Source organism: Candidatus Bathyarchaeia archaeon (assembly GCA_035283685.1).
Taxonomy (GTDB): Archaea; Thermoproteota; Bathyarchaeia; order Bathyarchaeales; family Bathyarchaeaceae; genus DATETJ01.
Genome location: DATETJ010000002.1, coordinates 296,699 through 318,374, shown reverse-complemented (window position 1 = coordinate 318,374; position 21,676 = coordinate 296,699). Strand labels below are relative to the sequence as shown.

The 21,676-nt window shown below is 49.6% G+C and carries 21 protein-coding genes; 9 read left to right on the top strand and 12 right to left on the bottom strand.

Going from position 1 to position 21,676, the window contains the following annotated elements; genetic code table 11:
- Positions 1 to 142 precede the first annotated feature (142 nt).
- Entirely contained in the window at positions 143 to 322 is a 180-nt protein-coding gene (locus VJ249_01820; protein ID HKZ93304.1) for a preprotein translocase subunit Sec61beta, read from the top strand.
- A 150-nt stretch (positions 323 to 472) separates the two neighbouring features.
- Here VJ249_01820 and VJ249_01815 read toward each other — a convergent pair whose 3' ends face one another.
- Positions 473 to 763 carry a hypothetical protein gene (locus VJ249_01815; GenBank protein ID HKZ93303.1) on the bottom strand — a complete coding sequence of 97 codons (291 nt, stop codon included), beginning with the start codon at positions 761 to 763 and terminating at the stop codon, positions 473 to 475.
- Positions 764 to 1,047: 284 nt separating this feature from the next.
- On the opposite strand from VJ249_01815, the gene VJ249_01810 reads away from it, so the two are divergent.
- Positions 1,048 to 2,880: a DUF2070 family protein gene (locus VJ249_01810; GenBank protein HKZ93302.1), complete on the top strand. Its 1,833-nt coding sequence runs from the start codon at positions 1,048 to 1,050 to the stop codon at positions 2,878 to 2,880.
- A gap of 4 nt (positions 2,881 to 2,884) precedes the next feature.
- Here VJ249_01810 and VJ249_01805 read toward each other — a convergent pair whose 3' ends face one another.
- The 3 genes from VJ249_01805 to gyaR are packed head-to-tail and all read right to left on the bottom strand — an operon-like array spanning position 2,885 to position 5,506.
- Positions 2,885 to 4,057: a pyridoxal phosphate-dependent aminotransferase gene (locus tag VJ249_01805; GenBank protein HKZ93301.1), complete on the bottom strand. Its 1,173-nt coding sequence runs from the start codon at positions 4,055 to 4,057 to the stop codon at positions 2,885 to 2,887.
- Positions 4,058 to 4,115: 58 nt separating this feature from the next.
- On the bottom strand, positions 4,116 to 4,463 hold the full coding sequence (locus VJ249_01800; GenBank protein HKZ93300.1) for a hypothetical protein: 348 nt from the start codon (positions 4,461 to 4,463) through the stop codon (positions 4,116 to 4,118).
- Positions 4,464 to 4,510: 47 nt separating this feature from the next.
- Positions 4,511 to 5,506, bottom strand: a complete 996-nt coding sequence (gene gyaR, locus VJ249_01795) for a glyoxylate reductase (protein ID HKZ93299.1) — start codon at positions 5,504 to 5,506, stop codon at positions 4,511 to 4,513.
- 123 nt (positions 5,507 to 5,629) lie between these two features.
- On the opposite strand from gyaR, the gene VJ249_01790 reads away from it, so the two are divergent.
- A complete protein-coding gene (locus tag VJ249_01790) occupies positions 5,630 to 7,009 on the top strand; it encodes a glycerate kinase (GenBank protein ID HKZ93298.1) in 1,380 nt (459 codons plus the stop codon).
- 9 nt (positions 7,010 to 7,018) lie between these two features.
- Here the strand turns inward: VJ249_01790 and VJ249_01785 are convergent, their stop codons facing one another.
- Genes VJ249_01785 through VJ249_01770 form a run of 4 tightly spaced genes read right to left on the bottom strand, consistent with a single transcriptional unit; the run spans position 7,019 to position 9,946 of the window.
- Positions 7,019 to 7,939 carry a thiamine pyrophosphate-dependent enzyme gene (locus VJ249_01785; protein ID HKZ93297.1) on the bottom strand — a complete coding sequence of 307 codons (921 nt, stop codon included), beginning with the start codon at positions 7,937 to 7,939 and terminating at the stop codon, positions 7,019 to 7,021.
- Positions 7,939 to 9,114: a pyruvate ferredoxin oxidoreductase gene (gene porA, locus VJ249_01780; protein HKZ93296.1), complete on the bottom strand. Its 1,176-nt coding sequence runs from the start codon at positions 9,112 to 9,114 to the stop codon at positions 7,939 to 7,941. The genes VJ249_01785 and porA (VJ249_01780) overlap by 1 nt, the downstream gene beginning before the upstream one ends.
- Positions 9,111 to 9,398 (bottom strand): pyruvate synthase subunit PorD, encoded by a 288-nt coding sequence (gene porD, locus VJ249_01775; protein HKZ93295.1) that lies wholly within the window; start codon positions 9,396 to 9,398, stop codon positions 9,111 to 9,113. Before porD ends, porA (VJ249_01780) begins: the two co-directional genes overlap by 4 nt.
- Entirely contained in the window at positions 9,395 to 9,946 is a 552-nt protein-coding gene (locus VJ249_01770; protein HKZ93294.1) for a 2-oxoacid:acceptor oxidoreductase family protein, read from the bottom strand. Before VJ249_01770 ends, porD begins: the two co-directional genes overlap by 4 nt.
- A gap of 146 nt (positions 9,947 to 10,092) precedes the next feature.
- On the opposite strand from VJ249_01770, the gene VJ249_01765 reads away from it, so the two are divergent.
- The 6 genes from VJ249_01765 (at position 10,093) to VJ249_01740 (ending at position 14,949) form a co-directional block, all read left to right on the top strand.
- A complete protein-coding gene (locus VJ249_01765; protein HKZ93293.1) occupies positions 10,093 to 10,647 on the top strand; it encodes a pyruvate ferredoxin oxidoreductase subunit gamma in 555 nt (184 codons plus the stop codon).
- 90 nt (positions 10,648 to 10,737) lie between these two features.
- Positions 10,738 to 11,025, top strand: coding sequence for a 4Fe-4S binding protein (locus VJ249_01760; GenBank protein HKZ93292.1), 288 nt, complete (start codon positions 10,738 to 10,740; stop codon positions 11,023 to 11,025).
- On the top strand, positions 11,025 to 12,203 hold the full coding sequence (gene porA / locus VJ249_01755; GenBank protein ID HKZ93291.1) for a pyruvate ferredoxin oxidoreductase: 1,179 nt from the start codon (positions 11,025 to 11,027) through the stop codon (positions 12,201 to 12,203). Before VJ249_01760 ends, porA (VJ249_01755) begins: the two co-directional genes overlap by 1 nt.
- 5 nt (positions 12,204 to 12,208) lie before the next feature.
- The gene (porB, locus tag VJ249_01750) at positions 12,209 to 13,099 is read left to right on the top strand and encodes a pyruvate synthase subunit PorB (protein HKZ93290.1); all 891 of its coding nucleotides are present in this window, start codon (positions 12,209 to 12,211) and stop codon (positions 13,097 to 13,099) included.
- Between the two features lie 45 nt (positions 13,100 to 13,144).
- Entirely contained in the window at positions 13,145 to 13,465 is a 321-nt protein-coding gene (gene albA / locus VJ249_01745; protein HKZ93289.1) for a DNA-binding protein Alba, read from the top strand.
- 140 nt (positions 13,466 to 13,605) lie between these two features.
- On the top strand, positions 13,606 to 14,949 hold the full coding sequence (locus VJ249_01740) for an acetyl ornithine aminotransferase family protein (protein HKZ93288.1): 1,344 nt from the start codon (positions 13,606 to 13,608) through the stop codon (positions 14,947 to 14,949).
- A 93-nt stretch (positions 14,950 to 15,042) separates the two neighbouring features.
- Here VJ249_01740 and VJ249_01735 read toward each other — a convergent pair whose 3' ends face one another.
- From VJ249_01735 to VJ249_01720, 4 genes are all read right to left on the bottom strand, one after another.
- Positions 15,043 to 17,859: a PKD domain-containing protein gene (locus tag VJ249_01735; protein ID HKZ93287.1), complete on the bottom strand. Its 2,817-nt coding sequence runs from the start codon at positions 17,857 to 17,859 to the stop codon at positions 15,043 to 15,045.
- Positions 17,860 to 17,955: 96 nt separating this feature from the next.
- On the bottom strand, positions 17,956 to 19,260 hold the full coding sequence (locus VJ249_01730) for a right-handed parallel beta-helix repeat-containing protein (protein HKZ93286.1): 1,305 nt from the start codon (positions 19,258 to 19,260) through the stop codon (positions 17,956 to 17,958).
- 181 nt (positions 19,261 to 19,441) lie between these two features.
- A complete protein-coding gene (locus tag VJ249_01725) occupies positions 19,442 to 20,740 on the bottom strand; it encodes a TrpB-like pyridoxal phosphate-dependent enzyme (protein ID HKZ93285.1) in 1,299 nt (432 codons plus the stop codon).
- 79 nt (positions 20,741 to 20,819) lie between these two features.
- Entirely contained in the window at positions 20,820 to 21,644 is an 825-nt protein-coding gene (locus tag VJ249_01720) for a hypothetical protein (GenBank protein ID HKZ93284.1), read from the bottom strand.
- Between the last annotated feature and the right edge of the window lie 32 nt (positions 21,645 to 21,676).

Below are 21,676 nucleotides of genomic sequence, written 5' to 3'. Positions count from 1 at the left end.
ACCAATTTCCGATTCAGCGACAACGTTTTTGACAGTTGCGGTTTCAGGAGCACGCTGCGTCTCCTGCAACTTCCTTCGCAGTGACGGAACATTAATTAGATGCTTTCAAACCAGTACGAGTGAGTCTTAAGGTGAGTGTACATTGAGTCGAAGGGAAAAGCGGCGGGAAAGAAGTGCACCCATGCCTGCGGCGAGCGCTGGTCTGCTGCGTTTCTTTGAGGAAGAAACTCAGGGAATTAAGATTAGACCTGAGATTGTTGTCGCCTTGGCTGTGTCGCTCATACTTGGCGCTATCATCGGCAGAATGTTCTTTGCGCCTTGAAACAGGCTCAATTGGGGAAAGAAACCGTAACTATTTTATGCCGACTGTGTGCCAAATTCTGCCTTTGTGCGGGATCCCCGAAATAGCTAAAGACTTTCCTCTCACTTAAAGCGTTGAATTTGCGCCCGCACTTTTTCTCCTCAAGCAGCTTTACTTGCCCTTGTGCAACACTTCGAGTCGCTGAATGCTGCGAACATTGACGAAGATTTCGCTCTTGTCTTCTCTGGTTACAACCTGTGGAAAAGGTTGAGCAATGGTTGTGCGCAGTGTGACAGCAAAAGCGTTGGACAGCCAAATGCCTGGCGGCTCGTGCGTAACCGCGGCCAATACTCCTTCGTAGCCGTATTGGGACTCAACAATAACGAGTACTCGGCGTCCCACATTTTTCTCGAACATGTGGAATACGCTTGGTGGGACGCTGCCGCCTTCGGACATAACCACCCAGCAATTACTCTACTGCTACTCAACCTGCATAAAACTCTATCTCAACCAATGTAGCCCTACACAAACCAGCCGACAAGAAGTCAGTAACCTTCGAACTCAATCGTAGCGCAGCCCAGACTTGTTTGTTTCTTAGCGTTTTTCCATGCAAAAAATGTCGATTCCACTTTGGAGCTTTTGATGAAACAGCGCAAACCGTGTCCATAGCCCATCGCCGAACGTCGAGTAACCTTTTTGAACATCCTTTGATGCTATGACTAACCCTTCAAAATGGAGAATGCACCTTGGCTGCAAAGCAGTCTATGAACGAATACATCGACAAAACGGTGAAACGCTACTCTGCCCTATTCGCATTGCCATCGCACAGAACTTTGATTGTCGAGCTGTTTGCAGCATGCGTGTTTGGGGGGATTCTTATATCTACCGCACTTCAGTTGTCACAGCCTTACGGCTTGCTACTTGGTCTGATCCTTGGGGCAACATTCTTCGTTTTGACTCTGACAACCGATTCTGTCATACATGTCACCAGTGCGAAGATTGATCCTGTCTTGAGCAGCAGGCGGTGCTCCGCTTTATCCGTCTATTCGATTCTCCTTTGGCTTGTTGTCATGCTTGTGGGAGTCCTCACAAATTCTATTGCTCCCGGAGTGTGGTTCAAGTTCTTTGTGTTAGGCTTGTGTGCTGCTGTGGCTCTACGCCTCCTAGTACTTTTGGCAATCTCGTTTGCCGGGCTGCCCAAAATCGCCTTTTTTGCGGGATTCCAGTGGCTGTTGTTCACGGTTTCTGTTGTTTATACAGCATCAGCGGTAAGCGTACTTAGCTTGGACACGTCTTTGCTGGCTTTTTCTTTGCTCTCGGTAGTCGCAACAGTGGCTAGTATTGCGGTTTACATTTACTCCATTGATCGTGTCGGCGTGTCCATTCTAGGCGTGCGTTCCTTCTTGGTTCTTAGAGCGTTCTTGGCTAACTGGACCGAAGACTTGAACGCACCGTTTGAGCGGTTATTCGAGCGATTCAGCCAACAAAGTGAAATACAGATATCGCAATTGTCGTTCCGAAACAATAAGGACAATGTTAAGGCAACGGTGATTGTTCCCGCGTTTCATCCTGGGCCTTTCAAGAACATCGGCAGCAGCGGACTCCCGTACCTGATCCAAAACGCTGTTGAAGATAAACTCAAGAATTGCGTGGCAATGGTTCCACACGGATTATCTGGGCATAATCTTGACCTTGCAACTCAGGCTGAGAATGAGCGCGTACTTGAGAAGACGCTTAACCTAGGCGACGTTTCAGACTTCGGAAAAGGGGCCACGCAGTTTCTGCACATTAAGAAGAATGGAGCCAGCGTAGGATGTCAAGTCTTCAATAACTGTGCGCTTGTTGCCTTGACGCTTGCGCCTGAAACCATGGAAGATCTGCCGCCCGAATTAAATGACGTGATTATCAAGTCTGCAAAAAGCAATGGCTTCTCAACCGCGATCGCTGTGGACGCTCACAACAGCATCAACGGACCCTTTAGAGTCGATGAAGCCGTTAAACCCTTGAAGGAAGCAGCGCTAGCATGTCTTCAAAAAACGTCCAAACTGAAAACCGCCGACCTGCAAGTTGGAGTTTCGAGGGTAAAGCCAACGCAGTTTGGTTTGAAGGAAGGCATGGGACCCGGAGGCATAGCCGTACTCGTAGTAAAAGTTGGCGACCAGACAACGGCCTACGTCACCATCGACGGCAACAACATGATTACGGGGGTGCGCGAAAAAATCTTGGAGGCGCTCGTTGAAATCGGTATAAGCGGCGGCGAAGTTTTCACGACAGACACACACATGGTTAATGCTGTTGTTATGAACGCCCGAGGCTACCATCCAGTTGGCGAAGTCATGGATCACGACATCCTCATCGGGCACATTAAGGAAGCAACGAGAAAAGCTTTGGAGAATCTGGAGCAAGTGGAAGCGGCTTGGGCAACTGGCACGGTCTCAAATGTTAAGGTGATTGGAGAAGAGCAGATAGCCGCGCTGTCGACGCTTTTGGACAGAGCTATGGGAAGAGCTAAGAACTTAGCTGTTTTTCTCTTTCCGCTTGCAGCCGCTGTTCTGGTGGCTTTGCTCGTGTTGCTCTAGTTTGTTAGAGTTTCTTCACTGATTCGGAAATCCTTTCCATTGCCTTCTTTATGTTCTCGACGGAGTTGGCGAATGACAGTCGCAGGTAGCCTTCGCCGTAGGAGCCAAAGGCTGTTCCCGATAAAACGGCTACTCCAGCGTCTTGCAGAATGTGGTCTGCGATTTTCTTTGCTTCTATCCCGAAGCTATTGACGTTTGGGAACACGTAGAATGCGCCACGGGGCTTTTTGCACGTGATGCCCTTGATCTTGTTCAAGCCGTCGACTATGACTTCGCGTCTTCGCCTGAACTCCTCAACAAATCTCTTGGCCTCGTCCTGTGGTCCCCGTAAAGCTTCGACTCCCGCCATCTGGGTGAACGCGCATGTGCACGAGTTGGAGTTAATCATCAGCTGCGCCACTTTTTGAGCCAAATCCTTTCTCATGGCGGCGTAGCCCAGTCGCCAACCAGTCATGGCGTATGTTTTAGAAAAACCGTCTAGCAGTATGGTCTTGTCTTTCATTTCTGGCAGCGAAGCGATGCTCAAGTGTTTGCCTTCATAAACGCTCTCATTGTAAACTTCATCGGTGAGGACTAAGACGTCGTCTCTGCCCTTTATGCGGTCAGCTATGACCTCCAAATTTTCTTTTGTAAGCACACCGCCCGTCGGGTTCTCTGGCGAGTTGAGGATAATCATCTTCGTTTTCTTTGTTATCTTATCGGCTGTGTCGTCGTTGTTGATGGCGAAGTCGTTCTCTTCTTTCAACGGCATTGGAACAGGCTTGGCTCCCACAAAGTTGACCATTGACTCGTAAATTGGAAAGCCTGGGTTTGGATACAGGACTTCGTCTCCGGATTCCACGAGGGCTAGGATGCTGAAGAATATGATCGGCTTGGCGCCCGGGGTTACGACAACTTCGTCTGGATCGACGTTGATGCCGCGGCTTTTCGAAAGATACTCAGCAATTGCTGCTCTCAATTCTGGGATGCCTGCGGCGGGAACATAATGAGTGTAACCAGCCTTCATGGCTTTGACGGCTGCTTCCTTAATGTTACTGGGCGTGTCGAAATCTGGCTCGCCTATTTCCAAGTGGATTATGCTGCGTCCCTGTTTCTCGAGTGCTTTGGCTTTCGCGAGCACTTCAAAAGCTGTTTCAGTCCCTAGTCCATCCATTCTTTTAGCAAACACTTGTGTCAACTTGACCACCTAGAAGCCAGAGTAAAACTAGGATAGGTTATTTAACGTTTGCAGTTTCCTAGCATTTGGTTGCGCATGCGGTCTTAGCGGCTCTTTCAACGGTTTCTGCCCACGACTCGTCTTTAAGTGGCAACAATTCAACCCTCAACGCACTCGGACTTGGGCCTCCTACGGTTGGGAGTTGTTCGCCAAACGCGCCGCCTCGTGTGGGACAGAAGCCTGTGTACTTGTTGCGGCCAGTTTTGACGTAGACCGTTGGGCAGCAGTCGCGGTTCCAGAGCTGTTTGCGTCCTTTCGCTGCTTGCTTCTGAGCCTGTCCTGACGAGTAGTAGGAGCACTTGCCTTCTGTGGAAAAGGAGCATTCGGTGTCAACGTAGAATACGAGTTTCCTGCTTGCTCTTGTCACCCGCACTACCTGTACGAATGGTTGTGTTTCGATGTATATTAGGGTCTCTAACCCCTCTTCTTCATCTTCACAGCGTCAGGGTTGACCAAGTTAGGCGGCGTTCTTCCCTCGAAGAATGCGATTAGGTTCTCTGCGACCATTTCAGCCATTTTTGATCGCGTTTCATAGCTGGCACTTGAAATGTGCGGTGCCACAACCACATTTCCCAACTTCAGCAACGGGCTGTCCAAAGGTATGGGCTCCTGCTCAAAAACGTCTAAGCCTGCTCCTGCAATCCATCCTTCCTTCAATGCTTTGTACAATGCTTTCTCATCGACCACTGGACCGCGAGCGTTGTTGATGATGTAGGCGGTTTTCTTCATCATTTTCAACTTCTGCTCGTTGACTAGATGATGGGTTTCTTTCATCAAGGGCACGTTGACGGTGATGAAGTCGGCGTTCTTGAAGAGATGGTCTATGTTCACGTATTCTATGCCGTATTCCTTCTCAAAATCAGGTCTTCTAACCACGTCGTGATAGAGCACTTTCATGTTGAAGCCTTTGGCTCTCATCGCAATGGCGCAGCCTATTCGCCCGAGCCCCACAATGCCCAAAGTGGCGCCGTAGATGTCTCTTCCCTGCAGCATCATCGGATGCCAGCCTACTTTCCACTGTCCCGTGCGGACATACTTGTCGCCTTCGACAACTCTCCTTGCCACTGCCATTAACAGAGTCCAGGCAAAGTCAGCAGTTGTCTCGGTCAAGACGCCTGGAGTGTTGGTGACACAGATTCCTCGTTTTGTCGCCTCTGGGATGTCAATGTTATCGAATCCCACAGCCATCTGAGCGACAATTTTGAGCTTTGGCGCTGCGTCGAAAACTTCAGAGTCTATCTTGTCGGAAAGAAGCGTTGCCAGCGCGTCGGCTCTCGCAGCTTTTTCAATTATGACTTTCTTGGGCGGAGGAGCGTAGTCTGGCCACACTTCGGCGTCAAATTTCTCCTTGATGATGCGCAGTCCACGTTCGGGCATGTCTCGTGTGACGTAAACCTTGGGTTTCGGCATGTGACTTCACATCTTTGTTTATGGAATGGGGTCGCTGTGTATGATACACGCAAACTTATTACGTTTGCGACCAATCATAAAATGAACTCCGCATACGCACTGACATGCCTGTGTGAGTCAAGCATGGTGAAGATCAAGAACGCTGATGAATTGTTGAACAACGCTGGGTCAAGCCTTGACCGAAAAGCCAGACGATTAGCCATAGACGCTCTCAACGCCGCCTTAGAAGCAGTCGACCCAGAATTCATTATTAAGTCGAAGGTTAGAGTCACAGGCAACACGCTCAAAGTGGATAATCTCACATTTAACTTGGGCAGATTCAAGAACGTGTATGTTGTTGGCGGCGGCAAAGCCTCCGGATGCATGGCTGGAGCACTTTTTGAGCTTCTTGGAGACCGCATTAAGGGAGGCGCCGTGAACGTGCCCTACTCGTGCCCACCCTATGAGACGGGTAAAGTGAAGCTGCAACGAGCCAGCCATCCCATTCCTGACGAGGCGGGCGCAAAAGGTGCAAGTCACATGTTGGAGTTGGTGGGCAAAGCCAAAGAAAATGACCTCGTGGTCTGCCTGATCTCGGGTGGCGGCTCAAGTCTGATGCCTCAGCCTCGTGGCGATGTCTCGTTAGAAGATAAGAGAAAGGTAACTGACGCCCTGTTGAAGTCAGGTGCTACGATCACTGAGATTAACACTGTTCGTAAGCATATTTCTGAGTTGAAGGGTGGATGGCTGGCGAAGGAGGCGTATCCTGCCACGGTTGTCAATCTGATTCTCTCTGACGTTGTGGGCGACCCGCTTGATTTCATAGCGTCAGGTCCAACTGTGCCCGACACAACCACGTTTCACGATGCAGCTGAAATTTTGGAGCATCACGAACTATGGAGTCAAACGCCAGATTCGGTTCGAAAGGTTCTGACTGATGGCGAGAAGGGATTGATTCCCGAGACTCCTAAGCCGGGCGACAAAGTTTTCAGGAAAGTTCATAACATCGTTGTTGGAAACAACTTCACAGCCAGTCACGCAGCTTGCAACAGTTTGAGGAAGGCGCGGCTTAACTCGTTGCTTCTAACGTCAGCTCTTGAGGGTCAAGCCCGAGATGTGGGCACTGTGCTGGCTTCGATGGCAAAGGAGATTGTAGAGTCTGGAAACCCCGTGTCGAAACCTGCTGGCATAGTTGCTGGGGGAGAAACCACGGTCACAGTTGTTGGGAAGGGAAAGGGAGGTAGAAACCAGGAGATAGCGCTTGGCGCCGCGCTCAAAATTGGCAACATGGATGGAGTGGCTATTGCCTCAGCAAGCACCGATGGTGTTGATGGACCGACTGATGCTGCTGGAGCGATAGCGGATGGTAAAACTCTGCAGTGTGCTCACGATTTGAAGTTGAACCCGCGAGAATTCTTGGCAAACAATGATTCTTACACGTTCTTCTCGAAGCTGGGCGATCTTGTGTTTACAGGACCAACAGAGACAAATGTTTGTGATGTAGCCGTTGTCGTGGCAGTATAGCCGATAAGGCTAGTTTGTACAGAGTTTCTGGATTCGGTTCCAGTTGGTGTCTACGTCTCGTTGGATTTCGTCGATTATGTCTTTTCTATAGGTGGGTTTGAATAAGTGTCCGAATCTTCCCTGCACTCTCAGAAATTCCTCTACCGGCTTAGGCTTCGGCACGTTTAGGTTCAGCTTGTATTTGCCGCGTTCAAACTCGTAAACTGGGAAGTAGCGGGTTTCAACCGCCAACTTGACCAGTTCAATGCTTAGTGAGGAGTCGTGGCGCCAGCCTAGGGGACAGGGGGACAGCACGTTGATGACTGCGGGTCCATTGACTTCGATGCCTTTGCGTACCTTTGTCATGTAATCGTTCCAATAAGCAGGTGAAGCTGTTGCTGCGTACTCGATTCCGTGAGCGGCGCAGATGCCGATCAAGTCTTTCTTCCACTCAGGCTTGCCTGGAATGACGCTGCCCGCTGGACTTGTTGTAGTGTCGGCTCCGTGCGGTGTAGATCCAGACCTTTGAATTCCCGTGTTCATGTATGCTTCGTTGTCCAAGCATATGTACAGGAAGTCGTGTCTTCTCTCAAGAGCTCCGCTTAAGGCTTGGAGGCCTATGTCGTATGTGCCGCCGTCTCCAGCCATAGCTATAACGTCGATCTGCTGTTGTCCAGCGCCTCTCCGCGCCATAGCCTTGTATGCTTCCACCACGCCTGAGGCAACTGCCGCTGCGTTTTCAAAGGCTACATGTGCCCATGGCAGCTTCCATGAAGTGTAAGGATAAATCGTGGTTGCGACTTCGTTGCATCCTGTGGCTGCGATGATCACGGTTGGGCCTCTGAGGGCTTTCATGGTCATTCGGTTGATTGTGCCTTCGCCGCAGCCAGCGCATAATCTGTGGCCTGAAGCGAACAGTTCTTCCTTCGGTAATTCCTTTAAGACGACCATTACTCTCGCACCCCCAAGAACATCGTTTCCTGCTTAACCACGCCAGTCTTGGCTGTCTCTAAGGCTTCGTTGAAAACAGACTCAATGTCAGACGGCTTGATGTCTCTGCCGCCTAATCCGAAAACCACATTGAAGATCTCAGGACGTTTTTCAGCTGTGTGCAGCGCTGAAACCACATCGGCGCAAACTGCTCCGTATTGAGCTCCGAAGCTGATGGCTTTGTCAAACACTGCCAGCGCTTTCACGTTCTTTAAGGCGGCTCTGACTTCGTCGATGGGGAAGGGGCGATACAGCCAAATCTTTACGACGCCAACTTTCTTTCCTTGCCCTCTGAGTTTGTATGCTACTTCGCGTGCGGTTCCAGCGGTGCTTCCGAGGCAGAGGACTGCTGCTTCAGCGTCATCCATTCCATAAGTGTCGAGGACGCCGTAGCTTCTACTTGAGACGCCTTTGTATTCTTTGGCTACTCTATTTAGCACTGGGCGAACGTTGGTTAAGGCTTCAACTTGCTGTCGCTTAAACTCGTAGTAGTAGTCTGTGAAGCACAGGGCTCCAACTGTAATCGGCTTCTCTGGATCAAGCTTGAAAAGCGGAGTTCTCGTCTGCAGGAATTTGGCAACAACAACATCGTCAACGACGTCCACGCCTTCCATGCAATGCGTAATTATGAAGCCGTCTAGGTTGACGGAAACGGGAAGCTGCACGTTGTTGTCTTCAGCAATCTTGAATGCCTGAATCGTCCAGTCGTATGCTTCTTGCGCGTTTTCAACGTAGATTTGGATCCAGCCGCTGTCCCTTGACCCCATCATGTCCGAATGGTCGCCGTGAATGTTAATCGGCGCAGATAAGGCTCTGTTAGCGACTCCCATCACGATTGGGCATCTGAGGCCAGAGGCAATGTACATCATTTCGTGCATTAGTGCCAAGCCTTGGCTTGATGTTGCCGTGAAAACTCGTGCTCCAGTTAGGCTGGCACCAATGCAGGCTGACAGAGCTGAGTGTTCTGACTCGACGCAGACGTATCCAGTGTGCACTTCTCCATCGGCTACGTACTTGCTGAACCTTTCCACAATAATGGTTTGAGGCGTAATCGGATACGCAGCCACAATGTCAACCTTGCTCTGCTTAGCTGCGTGGGCAACGGCTTCATCTCCAGTTAAGCCTATCGCTGTCACCTTAATTCATCTCCCATTGAAATCGCTAGTTTTGGGCATTCTTTGGCGCAGATGCCGCAGCCCTTGCAGAAATCGTAGTTGATTTCAACCCATTTTTCCTGTCTGATAATCGCGGAGTCTGGGCAGTAGATCCAGCAGATTAAGCAGTTGACGCATTTCTCCTTGGTTACAACGGGTCTGAAGGCTCGCCAGTCGCCAGTCTTATAGTTCTGCGAAGAGCCGGGTTCAGTAACAACAGCGCCTGGCTCAAGAGATTTCCAGCCAGCCTTGTTTTCAGTTGTCACTTTCCAGCAACCTCCACGTAGGCTCGTTTCATGGCTTCAACATTCTTCTCGCCTAAGGTTCCAGGAAAACGAGCTCTTACGGCTTTCTCGATTGACTCGAAAGCCACGAGAGGTGCGACTTTCAGAAGCGCACCTAACATGGCTGTATTGTAGATGGGTCGCCCCAAAACATCGAGCGCTATCTTCTTGGCGTTGACAGCATAAACACGTGCGTCTTGAACTGACAAAATCTCCTTCAGTTCATCTATGTTACTTTCTGTGTTCGCGATTATGGTGCCTTTCTCAGCCAAACCGGCTGTCACATTTGTGCTTAGTAACGTTGGATCAACAACGACGACAATATTCGGATTGTAGATCTGACTGTGGATGCTAATGGGTTCATCTGAAATCCGTGTGAACCCTCGCACCGGAGCGCCAGAGCGTTCAGGTCCAAACTCAGGAAAAGATTGAACGTGTTTCTTGTCCATTAATGCGGCTTCAGCTAGCAAGCGGCTTACGCTAACGATGCCTTGGCCGCCTCTTCCATGCCAGCGAATCTCAGCTAACATTTACCTGTCTTTACCTACTAGAACCTCTTGCAAGAGATTAAACGTTGATATAAGGATTTCCAGCATGAAGCCACATCTTAAAGGGCAAAACTAAATATGGAGAACACCTTCTCTCAGACTCTACGAGATGGAGCAAAACCGTGGTGCTGAAAGAGATTCGGATTCACGGTCGCGGTGGACAAGGCGGCGTCACAGCCGCTGAGCTGTTGGCTCGTGCCGCTTTTAAGGAAGGCAAATGGGTGCAAGCTATTCCGTTCTTCGGCGCTGAACGTCGTGGAGCGCCAGTTAAGGCGTTTGCCCGTTTGTCCGATGAGCCTATTCTGGTTCGAAGCCAGATCTACACCCCGGACTATGTAATTGTTTTAGACTCTGGGCTTCTGGACCTAGTTGATGTCACCGATGGTCTGAAGAAAGACGGCGTGATCGTTGTGAACACGCGAAAGAAGCCGGAGGAATTAAACTTCAAACGTGGTCGCGTTGCCACGGTTGACGCAACAGGCATAGCTCTTGAACTGGGGCTTCTGGTTGCGGGGTTGCCAATCCTGAACACGACTATGCTTGGAGCCTTCGCCAAAGCTACAGAAGAAGTAAAGCTGGAAAGCGTGCTCGACGCCATACGGCAAGTGTGGCATGGCGCAGCTGGAGAAAAGAACGCCCAAGCCGCCGCTTTGGCTTATGAACGTTTAGTCAAGAACTGGTAGAATCCATTAAGTGATGTTTATCAGCACGTATGCGAAACCCTTTAACCCTTGACCTTATACTAAACTCTACTTCTACCATTGGTGGCGCCGATGGCAAACGCCCCAAAAAAAAGACATGAAATGCCGCTCACACCACTGTCTCGTCCGCGTGCTGGAAGCACAAGCAACACTGGATCATGGAGAACATTCAGACCCGCCATCAACTTGGAAAAATGCACCAAATGCAGAATATGCTGGATCTACTGCCCCGACGCCTGCATCGAACTCAACCCAGACAACGTGCCCAAAATCAACTACGAATACTGTAAAGGCTGCGGAATATGCGCACACGAATGCCCGATGAAAATCATCGTAATGGAACGGGAGGGAGGCACGTAATGACCCAGGTTATAGTTGAAACAGGCAACCGTGTAGCAGGGCTAGCCTGCAAGGCTGCAAGAGCCAAAGTTATCGCCGCCTACCCGATTACACCTCAAACAACTGTGGTGGAGCAGATAGCTGAGCTTGTTGAATCCGGAGAGATGGATGCCAAGTACATCCGAGTTGAATCCGAACACAGCGCCATGGCCGCATGTATAGGTGCTGCTGTGGGAGGAGCACGCGCGTTCACGGCAACATCTGCGCATGGCTTGGCACTTATGCACGAAATGCTTCACTGGGCTTCGGCTGCACGCTTACCTATTGTTATGGCTGTAGTTAACCGTGCTATGGGTCCACCGTGGAACATCTGGGCTGATTTCAGCGACTCGCTTTCACAGCGAGACACAGGCTGGATTCAGTACTACTGCGCTGATAATCAGGAAATTTTTGACACCATTATTCAAGCCTACAAGCTCTGTGAAGACAAACGGGTCTATATGCCCGCTATGGTTTGCTTCGAAGGCTTCATACTATCACACACCTCAATGCCCGTGACGATTCCAGACCAAAGGGATATAGACGATTTCTTGCCACCTTACAGTCCACCTTGGGAGCTCGATGTTGAGAAACCCGTCACCCACGGCAGCATCGTATATCCTGAATGGTACATGGAATTCAGGTCATTCATGTACGATGCTTTGGAAAACGCTAGACAGCTTATCCCACAAGTAGACAAGGAATACGGAAAGAAATTCGGCATTGAACACGGCGGACACATCGAAAAATACCGATGCGAAGACGCTGACAACATCATAATGTCAATGGGCACCATCGGAAGCGAAGCCAAACTCGCAGTTGACAGCCTACGAAAACAAGGACGCAAAGTAGGCGCTGCTCGAGTGCGGGTTTTCAGACCCTTTCCCAAAGACGACATTCAGAACATCGCTCGAAACGCACAGATCTTAACCATAATCGACCGTCAAGTCTCCTACGGTATGGAAGGACCGCTCCACACGGAAACCAAAGCCTCACTCTACCATGAGAAAGACAGACCGCTAGCAACAGGGTTCATTGCTGGCTTAGGCGGCCGCGACGTCACAATCCACGACATCGAGAACATGGCAAACAAGTCGTATCAGTATCTGAAGGCTGGGAAAGTTGAACGCGAGGTCAACTGGATAGGCTTAAGAGAGTGAAAACCATGGCAACATTAAAGGAACTTCCCACGCAAGAAGGCTTGCTTCCTGGACACGCTGCATGCACAGGATGCGGAGCCACAGTTGCAATCAGACTGGCTCAAAAAGCGCTCGGACCGAAAACAGTGTTCGTTGTTCCAGCATGCTGCACGTCAGTGCTGCACAGTGCCTATCCCTTCACTGCGTTTGATACCCCGTGCCTCAACATTGCATTTGAAGCCGCAGCCGCAGCCGCGTCTGGAGTTGTTGCAGCCTATGAAGCCAGAGGCATAAAAGACGTTAATGTGCTGGCTTGGGCTGGAGACGGTGGCACTGTTGATATTGGCTTGCAGGCTTTGTCAGGCGCAGCTGAGAGAGGAACCAACTTCATTTACGTGTGCTACGACAACGAAGCGTATGGGAATACAGGTTTTCAACGCAGCGGCTCTTCGCCGTTTGGATCACGTACAACAACCACGCCGACTGGCAAGCGAGAACACAAAAAAGATGTGCCCATGATAATGGCTGCCCATGGGATACCCTACGTTGCCACAGCCTGCATCTCCTATCCACTCGATTTTGTCAACAAACTGAAAAAGGCGAAAATGTTTGTTGGCACAAAATACATTCAAGTCTTGACTCCTTGCCCGCCTGGATGGCGTTACTCAACCGAAAAAACGGTTGAACTCGGAAGACTAGCAGTTCAAACAGGAATTTGGCCGCTCTACGAAATCGTGAACGGCAAGCTCGAGTTTAGTTCACCCAGCACTGCTCTGGTAGATAAAGCCAAGCGCAAACCACTTGAAGAATACCTGAAGCATCAGGGGCGCTTTGACTCCATGACTCCGGAAGACATTGATGAGTTGAAGCGTTGGGTTGATGCCTCGTGGGAAAAATATAAGAAGCTACAACAATGACTATGACTCTCCACACCAAGGAACATGACAATAGGAGGAGAAGATGTGTCAGAAGAAAAACCTAAGCAGCCTGAAAGACCTCACCGAGCTGAAGAAAACACTGTGTTCATCGGCAAAAAACCCGTGATGAACTACGTGATCGCATGCCTCACCTTCTTCAACGTTGGAGGAGCCAAAGTGTGCATTAAAGCGCGGGGAAGAGCAATCAGCAGAGCTGTTGACACTATTGAAGTGCTTAGGAGATCCTTTGTCAAAGACTTGAAGCTGGTGGACATCAAAATCGGGACTGAAGAAGTAACAGGGCAGGACGGTCGAAGATCCAACGTTTCCACTATTGAAATAACAGCTACGAAAGCCCAGACATAGTCAGACCTTATTTTGGTTACGGCTTCATGAGTTTGCCGCCGTCTGAGTCATTCTGATAATCGTTTTTGCTGTTCTTCGACAGAAACGCCTATAAAACCCAACGTTGCTTAACGGATACTCTTTCAAGGATGGATGAGAGAATGGCTGATTATCCAAAAATCGTGGTTCGACCTCCCGGTCCCAAAGCACGGGAGCTGGCTAAACGTGATGAACGCGTCATTTCACAATCATTTGTAAGGTTCTACCCATTAGCCATCGAAGGCGGAAGCGGCTGCATTCTCCGAGATGTCGACGGCAACGAATACATCGACTTCAACTCAGGACTTGTCTGCCTGAACGTGGGACACAATCATCCCAAAGTTGTTGACGCCATTAAGAAGCAGTGCGACCGCTACCTCCACTACTCCATCACAGACTTCCTGTACCGTGAAGTTGTGGACTTGGGTGAGAAGCTGTCTTCGTTAACACCCGGCAAATGGGAGAAAAAAGTTTTCTTCGGTAACAGCGGCGCCGAATCAATCGAAGGCGCAGCTAAGCTGGCTCGATGGCACACCCGTCGACAACTGTTCATCGCGTTTATCAGCGCATTTCACGGCAGAACTATGGGCGCCGTCTCCTTCACTTCCAGCAAGCCTGTACAGCGCAGGCACTTCTTTCCGTTGGTGCCCGGCGTAACCCATGTGCCCTACGCCTACTGCTACCGCTGTCCCTACAAATTGACTTATCCTGACTGCGACATATGGTGCGTAGATTTCATAGATGAGTATGTCTTGCAGAAATATGTGCCACCTGAGGACACGGCGGCTTTCGTTTTCGAACCAATTCAAGGCGAAGGCGGCTACGTTGTGCCTCCACCCGAATTCTTCCTACGACTGAAAAAGCTTGCAGACAAATATGGCATACTAATGATCGACGACGAAGTGCAAGCTGGAGTCGGACGAACCGGCAGGTTCTGCGCCATAGAAAACTGGAAGATTGAACCCGACATCATCTGCATGGCAAAGTCACTAGCCTCAGGCTTGCCCTTGAGCGCCATCATTGCTCGATCTAAGGTTATGGATTGGGAAGGCGGAACCCACGCGTCCACATTTGGCGGCAACCCAGTGGCATGCGCAGCATCGCTCGCTGTCATGGACATACTTGAAAAAGAACGGTTGATGGAAAACGCAGTCAAGCAAGGCAACCACATCATGAAACGCCTGAACGAAGTAAAAGAAAAAAGCGAAATCCTAGGCGACGTGCGAGGCAAAGGCTTGATGATAGGCGCTGAAATCGTTGAAAACAAGAAGACGAAAGCCCATGCGCCAAAGAAGGCGGAGGAAATAATGATGCGCAGTTGGAAACGCGGCGTTGTTGTCATAACTTGCGGTAAATCCACAATCCGAGTGGCACCACCGTTAGTCATAACCAAAGACTTGGCAGACTCAGCCCTAGACATCCTAATCGACACGATGAAGGAAGTAGAAAAGGAGAGCAAGCCTTAGACTATTTCATATTCCTCTGGTCGCGTGCACGCTTCGCTGGCGAACCACCCATCAGCTTTTGTTTTTCTCAAATGAGTTAAGGTGTGGTGAAAGTCACAAGGCTTTGCCGAAGTTTTTGCTTAGGCTAAACAAGTCTGAGGCGTCTACTCTGTTGTCTTCGTTGAAGTCGCATTCCTGTCTCCAGTTCGGCTTAGAGGGATCAGAGCCGTACGCTTTGCTGAAGTAGAACAGGTCTGAGGCGTCTACATCTCTGTCGCGGTCAACATCGCCTATTAGATAAATCGCTATGATGGCCCAAGAAGTGTCGCTTTTTCCTTCACTATCTGTAACAGTTAAGGTTACGTTATAGTTTCCTGGCACATTGAACCTGTGGGTTATTGTCGGATTGGTCGTAGTGGTTGTGTTCGTGTCGCCGAAATCCCATTCATAGGTCGCTATAATCCCATCATTTGGGGTTGACAACGTAGCGTTGAAGATAACAACTTCGCCAGCGGATGGCTTTTCAGGCGAGTGGGTGAAGCGGGCTATCGGTGGAAGAAGCCAATTAACAGAGTTGATTATCAGGTTTTCTCTTTCAGGTTGGGCTAGACTGTAGATTGGAAATGCGTAATAAACAACTGAGCCGTTGCTTGTTCCGACTCCGTCAAACAAGGTGACAGCAGTCCAAGAAGTGCTTGTGTAACGTATAACTTCAAATCCTCCATGCGTAGGCACAACTCCGTCGTCAGACGGTGGGACTGTAAGCCAAGGTAAACTCTGTGGCAAATTCTGAGTTACCGAGTGAGTTCGATCTGTAACTGTCAACCCAAGCGCCTCCGTATAATCAACCTCAAAACTGGCATGTGCCACGTTTACCATAAAACTGTCAGAGCCATGATCATAGCCGATGTCTTCGCCTTCAAGCAAAATGTTTCCGCCTCGGTTGAAATAAGTTTGCAGCGTTGCAGCATCAATGGGGTCGACTGCCCAACCCCAATAGTCGCCTGAAGTCCAGATTACAAGTTTAAACTTCAACAGAAATCCTTCCGAAGGACGTCCCATCGAGGATTCGTTCCATACCCAATAGTCATATCTGGCTGAGGTCAAGGCGGATTCAAATTCTGAAAGGCTTGTTCCGGTAATCCAATGAGGCGCGTCGTCGTCAGCCACAACCAGAATGTCCGGTAGAATCTCCACTTGGACATATTTCCAAGCAGCATTGTTTAAGGTCAGTACTTCTTCAGGAAGTGGTGGAACGTATGCGGTTACGTTGTAGATGCTCTCAGCTTGCGGAGACCAACTGTGACTCACTGTGTAGGATGAACCTGTCGGCAACTCTGGGATCACCGTCGAATTGACGACCGTGCCGTTGATTAACAATAGAAATTGCACGTTGGTTTCATTGTTTGAGCCAATGTTGTAGACTGTGGCGTTCAGTTGGGCTGAATCGGCAGGTTCGAGAACCGCTGGAGCTTGAAGTGAAACGCTAAGCTCGTGCCCGCTTGGGGCATACTCAGTGTACACGTCGTTGTTGCCGTTCCTTCTATCAGTCCAAATAGGATGAACTTGCGCTTCACTTGCATCGATGTCAATATAGTCTCCTAAGAAAGCGCCCGCCGGGTCAAAGTTGGTGTCCGTGACTCTCGTATTGGCTGCAAGTGACGCACCTCCGTCATTGGATTCTGTAAGAAAAACATCGATGTACCTGTTCTCGGAGTCGAGTCTTCTGTCAAACCATGCTGCTTTAATGCTGCCTAAGGGGTCAACAGCCACAGCAGGAAAGAACTGGTCATTCGAGGTAGCGTCATCGTTCAGTTTGACAGGAGTGCTCCATGTGTCTCCACCGTTTATTGAGCAGGTGAACATAATATCTGACTTGTCTGCCGTTGATGGCGGGTCCTCTGGATACGCGATGTATATGTATCCGTTGTAGGCTCCTCCGCTTTTGTCCACAGCCATGGACATACTTGGAGGCGTTCGCTGGATGTACTGCAGATTTGGAATCTGATTGAACGATTGCGCCTCGATGTCAACTCCAAAGGATGCTCCAAAATCGGTGGATTTGTCAAACAATATCCTCGCGGTTGGAAGGTTCCAGTTAATCCATGAAACGTAGATTTCCCCGTTTGGACCCACAGCAACTCGACTAAGCCTGTTTCTCCAATTCCCAGCGTCGCTAACCTGCGTCGGCGTTGAGAAAGTCGCGCCACCATCCGTGGACCGTGAAAAAAGTATGTGATAAGTATCTGGCGAGCCATCACCATTCAGATCTACAAAGCTAGTCCATGTCACATAAACGTAGCCAGCGCCTGCGCCAACTGTTCTCTTGTCAGTAGCAATCCATGGTTGATCATTCATTTCAAAAAAGGGAGAGGGGTAACCGTTGCCTTCATCCATCATGGCTGGTGTACCATACGCTAGACCTCCATCTGTGGATTTGGCGACCCAGACACTAACATCATAGTCTGCTCCTCGCATGAGAGCGGTTCCAACGCAGTAAGCGTTGCCGAACCCGTCAAAATCCACGACTGGATTCCCTGCCCTTCCGAAAGACGCAAGAGGTCCAGCACGAGGCACGTAACCCTTGGACCAGGACGCGCCTCCGTCAAGAGAACGATACGTGATTGTCCAAAGTGTTGTACCGGCAGGCTTTGCTGTGCTCTGATCCTGTGAACCTGCAGCAAGGTTGAGTGAGTCCGTGGGATTGGATGATATAGTCGGTTGGTCTTGGTCGTATGAGCTAACGTAGAGATTAACATCATTTCCAAAGGCGGACATAATCTCAGACGAAGCGGCAGAAGGTTTTGATGTCTCAGTTAGAGTTTCATCGAAACCAAAGGGTTGTTTGATACGATTTTGACTAAGAGAACTGAGCGGAGTAACGATTAGCAAAAACAACAGGAGCCCATCTAATAACTCGGTCTTCCTCACGCCCTTTCTCCGCTTTTCACCTGCGAATTCACGTTAGGTCTTGATTTGTGCGCAAAAAAGAGGAAGATGGGAACGACTGTGATTTAGGTGCGGCTATCACGTAGGAAGTGGTGGAGTGCCGAAACTGAACCCTACAGCCCATGTCCCAAAGTTGTTGTCGTTGGCAGAGCTTGTTCCCCAATGGTTGTTGAGCCAGCCATACCATCCGTCGTAGTACAAATCAACTCCCACCCAGTCGCTTGGGGGAGGATAGCCTAAGCCGTTGCTCTGAAGTGCATTACTGTAAACGGTGTTTTCTTCCGCCAAGATCGGAGGTGACTCGCCAGTGATCTGTATGCCATTGAATAGATTATCATAGATTGTGTTGTTCCAAACCATGTTCCAGTCTGAAGAATAGATGAAGACGCCGTGTCTATTTCCATAGACCCTGTTGAATCTGATAGAGTTCCTGTCAGACGAGTCCCAGTTCCACCAAGAGTATGTGACGAATATGCCGTCCATGCCGTTGAGGTAAATCCAATTTTCCCAAACCACGTTGTTGTCTCCCTGCGCCAACATGATGCCATTGAACCCGTTATTGCTGATTTCATTGTCTTTAATGGTGTTTAAGCCCGAAAGCACATTGATTCCGTTCCAGCTGTTGTGATCAAAAGTGTTGCCCCTGATTGTAGCACCGTATGAATAGCCGTCGGCGTTGAGACCATCCTGACCATTATTCGTGACGGTGTTACCAATCACTATTGTTCTTGGCGCAACGTGATATTCTATACCTGACATGGCGTTACCGTCGACTGTATTGCTTTTTATTCTGTTGCCCAGCCCGTTGTCAACGAAAACTCCAATCTTCCCGTTGCTTTGGACAGTGTTCGATTTGATGTCATTCATGTGCGAGTCGCTGAGGAGAATTCCGCTACCACAGTTGTTCTGAATTATGTTGTTTCTGACTTCGTTTTGAGAAGATGGAATATTTCCATTCCAGTCTTTGTGAAGATAGATGCCTGCCTCGCCAAAGTGCTCTACAGTGAAACCTTTGACTGTAACCAAGTTGGTACCTACTAATTCGAAGCCGTAAGGCAAGCTGCATGACGCACCGTCCAGTGTTACCGAGCCTACAGCTACAAACGTGGAACCCGCCAGTGCACTGGGAATGGTAACCTGTTCTTGATAAGTGCCTGTATGCACCCTGAAAGTGAAAGGTCCCGGAGGGTTAACGGATGCCCAATTCACTGCACTCTGGATGGGAGGACTGATAACATTGGTGCCCCCATTAACAAAGCCCCAAGTGTAAACATCGATAACGGTTGGCGGTGCTTTCACTGGATTTACAGACAGCATTGAGCCCAATATTGCGACTGCTGCACAGATAACGAGCACTAACTTTTTGCTTTGCGTTTTTCTCACTCTCCATTAAATTTGGGTACTTATTTTCTTCCAGCGCCCCTCTCTCGGCGCTGAAGAAGAGACATGCTCTCCTCTCGCTCTTCTGGTCTTATCTTTCATAATTATACTTTTAACATTTGTGAAAATATCCTCTAGTACAGATGACGAAAGGTTAGATTTTCATTTACACATGTTAGTCTGGCTATATTCCGAGTTTTTCTCTATAAGCAGGTATATCTAGGAATCCGTGCCCACTAATGTTCATTAAAATAGCTTTCTCTTCGCCGCTCTTCTCATTCCTCAATGCTTCGTCTATCGTTGCCCGTACCGCGTAGCTTGATTCAGGCGCGATAAGCCAGCCTTCGCATTGAAGGAACGTTCTAGCAGCTTCAAAGACTGCTTTCTCATCCGCTGGGTAAGCCTTAGCTTTGACAATACCTATGTTTCTCAAAGCGCTTATCAAAGGCGCAGCCGCATGATAGCGCAATCCATCTGCCTTAATCGGATTCATGTCGGTTTTGTGTCCAAGCGTGTACATCTTCAGTAAGGGCGTATGCTCAGCCACGTCGCCAAAGTCATACTCGTACTTGCCCTTCACCAGATTAGGCGCAACTTCTGACTGAGACGCCAAGAATTCGCATTTCCGTTTTTTCGTCAAAACTTCGCCTGCAAAGGGCAGGGCGATGCCGCCGAAGTTGCTACCTCCGCCTAAACAGCCAACTATCAGGTCTGGTTTGTCGTCGGCGAGTTCGAACTGTTTGATGGTTTCTAATCCGATTATGGATTGATGTATGAGCACGTGATTCAAAACTGAGCCTAAGCCGTAAACCGCGTCATCGTGCTTTTCAGCATATTCCAGTCCTTCGGACACGGCTATGCCTAAGGAGCCGTGGTGGTTTGCGTCTTTTTTCAGCAGTTGTCTGCCTGTCTCGGTTTCCTTGCTCGGCGAAGCGTGCACCGTGGCGCCCAGCAAGTGCATGAACGTGCGCCTGTCCGACTTCCAGTCGTAAACCGAGCGAACCCAGAAGACTACGCTGGTTAAGCCCATCAGACGGGCTGCATGCGTCAAGGCGGTGCCCCACTGTCCAGCGCCGGTTTCCGTCACCAGAATCTTCTTGCCCTCTTTAGCGGCAAAATACGCTTGCGCCAACGCCGTGTTAGTCTTATGCGAGCCAGTGGGCGACAAGTCTTCGCGCTTGTAGTAGATTCGCGTTTTCTTCAGCTTCAAAAACTGCTCCAGCTTCAGGGCGCGGTACAACGGTCTTGGTCGACCGACTTGAATGTAGAGTTCGCGCACTTCAGTTGGTATGGGAATCCATCGTTGGATAGAGCTTTCCTGCGCGAGGCATTCGTGGATCATGGTTCGCCCGAGGAAGTCCATGCGTGAGGGTCCGGTTTCAGGTTCTTTTGGAGGCGGAAGAGGCTGGGGTAAGTCGGGCTGGATGTTGTACCACTCTTTGGGCAATTCGTCTACGGGTAAAGAGAACTGATTTGGCTTCAATGTGATATGCTCCTTGATGATTTGGGAAAGCGCATATTATGAAATAGCTTAGGAATTAAGACTTCCGCTGACCAGGGTTTCAGATGGCTCCAACGTTTTTCGCAGCGTCGAGAACCAGAAAAGTCTGTGTCTCCTGCTCCTTTTTGCCCCAACTTCCATCCTTATTCTGTCTCTTCACAGTTGACGCGAGCGCTTTTTTCACCTGTTTTCCCGCGAGTTCATTGTGTGATCTGGATAAGGCGTGAAGCGTGTGGTAGAAGGGGAAGCCTTTCCACGCTCCAGTCCTGCTCTGTCTTCTAGCTAGGTATTTCAAGCCGTCTTCAACCTGTTTGGACTCCTGGCTCAACGGGTGTTCAATTAGCATGCGTAGCACGTTTATTGTGCACCATGCACTGCACCACGTTGGCCGCCAAAACTGAAGATACGAGTTCACAGTTGTTTGAACTTGCTTGTTGTCGTCGAAGCCGAAGATGTGGAAGAGATGAACTGCGTAGGCTGTTTGGTAGAATATGGTGCAGCCTGGGCCGAATTCTCCGTAAAACGTTGAACGCATTGTGCTTGCGTCTTGTCTGTTGCCAGAATAAAAGAAGCCCGGGTAACCGCGATATTGGTGGCGTTGAATTGATAAGAGCCATTCCATGCCTTGCCTGACGCTATAGTCCCTTCTGTCGTAGCCGAGGAGGGCAAGGTTCCAGAGGTTGTTGGCTGTGTGAACGAATAGTTGATTCCAGCTTCCATCCTGCGATTGTTGCGCCGCGATTCTTTCATGTAGTTTCTTGGCTATAGTTGCGTCGCCAGCTTCCTTCTTGAACACTTCTCTTCTAAGGTAGACTCCAATGGGCGATTCAAGTTTGGCAACATAGTTGAAGGGGTTTGTCTTGAGGTGATCCCCGAATTTTTCCATAACTGGTCGCTGATTAGAATTAGCTCGGTTTT

Bases quoted from the DNA above. Each gene is read 5' to 3' on its own strand.
- VJ249_01760 (HKZ93292.1), top strand. From the start codon at position 10,738: ATGGCAAACGCCCCAAAAAAAAGACATGAAATGCCGCTCACACCACTG.
- VJ249_01720 (HKZ93284.1), bottom strand. From the start codon at position 21,644: ATGGAAAAATTCGGGGATCACCTCAAGACAAACCCCTTCAACTATGTT.
- porB (HKZ93290.1), top strand. From the start codon at position 12,209: ATGGCAACATTAAAGGAACTTCCCACGCAAGAAGGCTTGCTTCCTGGA.
- VJ249_01740 (HKZ93288.1), top strand. From the start codon at position 13,606: ATGGCTGATTATCCAAAAATCGTGGTTCGACCTCCCGGTCCCAAAGCA.
- VJ249_01790 (HKZ93298.1), top strand. From the start codon at position 5,630: ATGGTGAAGATCAAGAACGCTGATGAATTGTTGAACAACGCTGGGTCA.
- porA (HKZ93291.1), top strand. From the start codon at position 11,025: ATGACCCAGGTTATAGTTGAAACAGGCAACCGTGTAGCAGGGCTAGCC.
- VJ249_01770 (HKZ93294.1), bottom strand. From the start codon at position 9,946: ATGTTAGCTGAGATTCGCTGGCATGGAAGAGGCGGCCAAGGCATCGTT.
- VJ249_01785 (HKZ93297.1), bottom strand. From the start codon at position 7,939: ATGGTCGTCTTAAAGGAATTACCGAAGGAAGAACTGTTCGCTTCAGGC.
- gyaR (HKZ93299.1), bottom strand. From the start codon at position 5,506: ATGCCGAAACCCAAGGTTTACGTCACACGAGACATGCCCGAACGTGGA.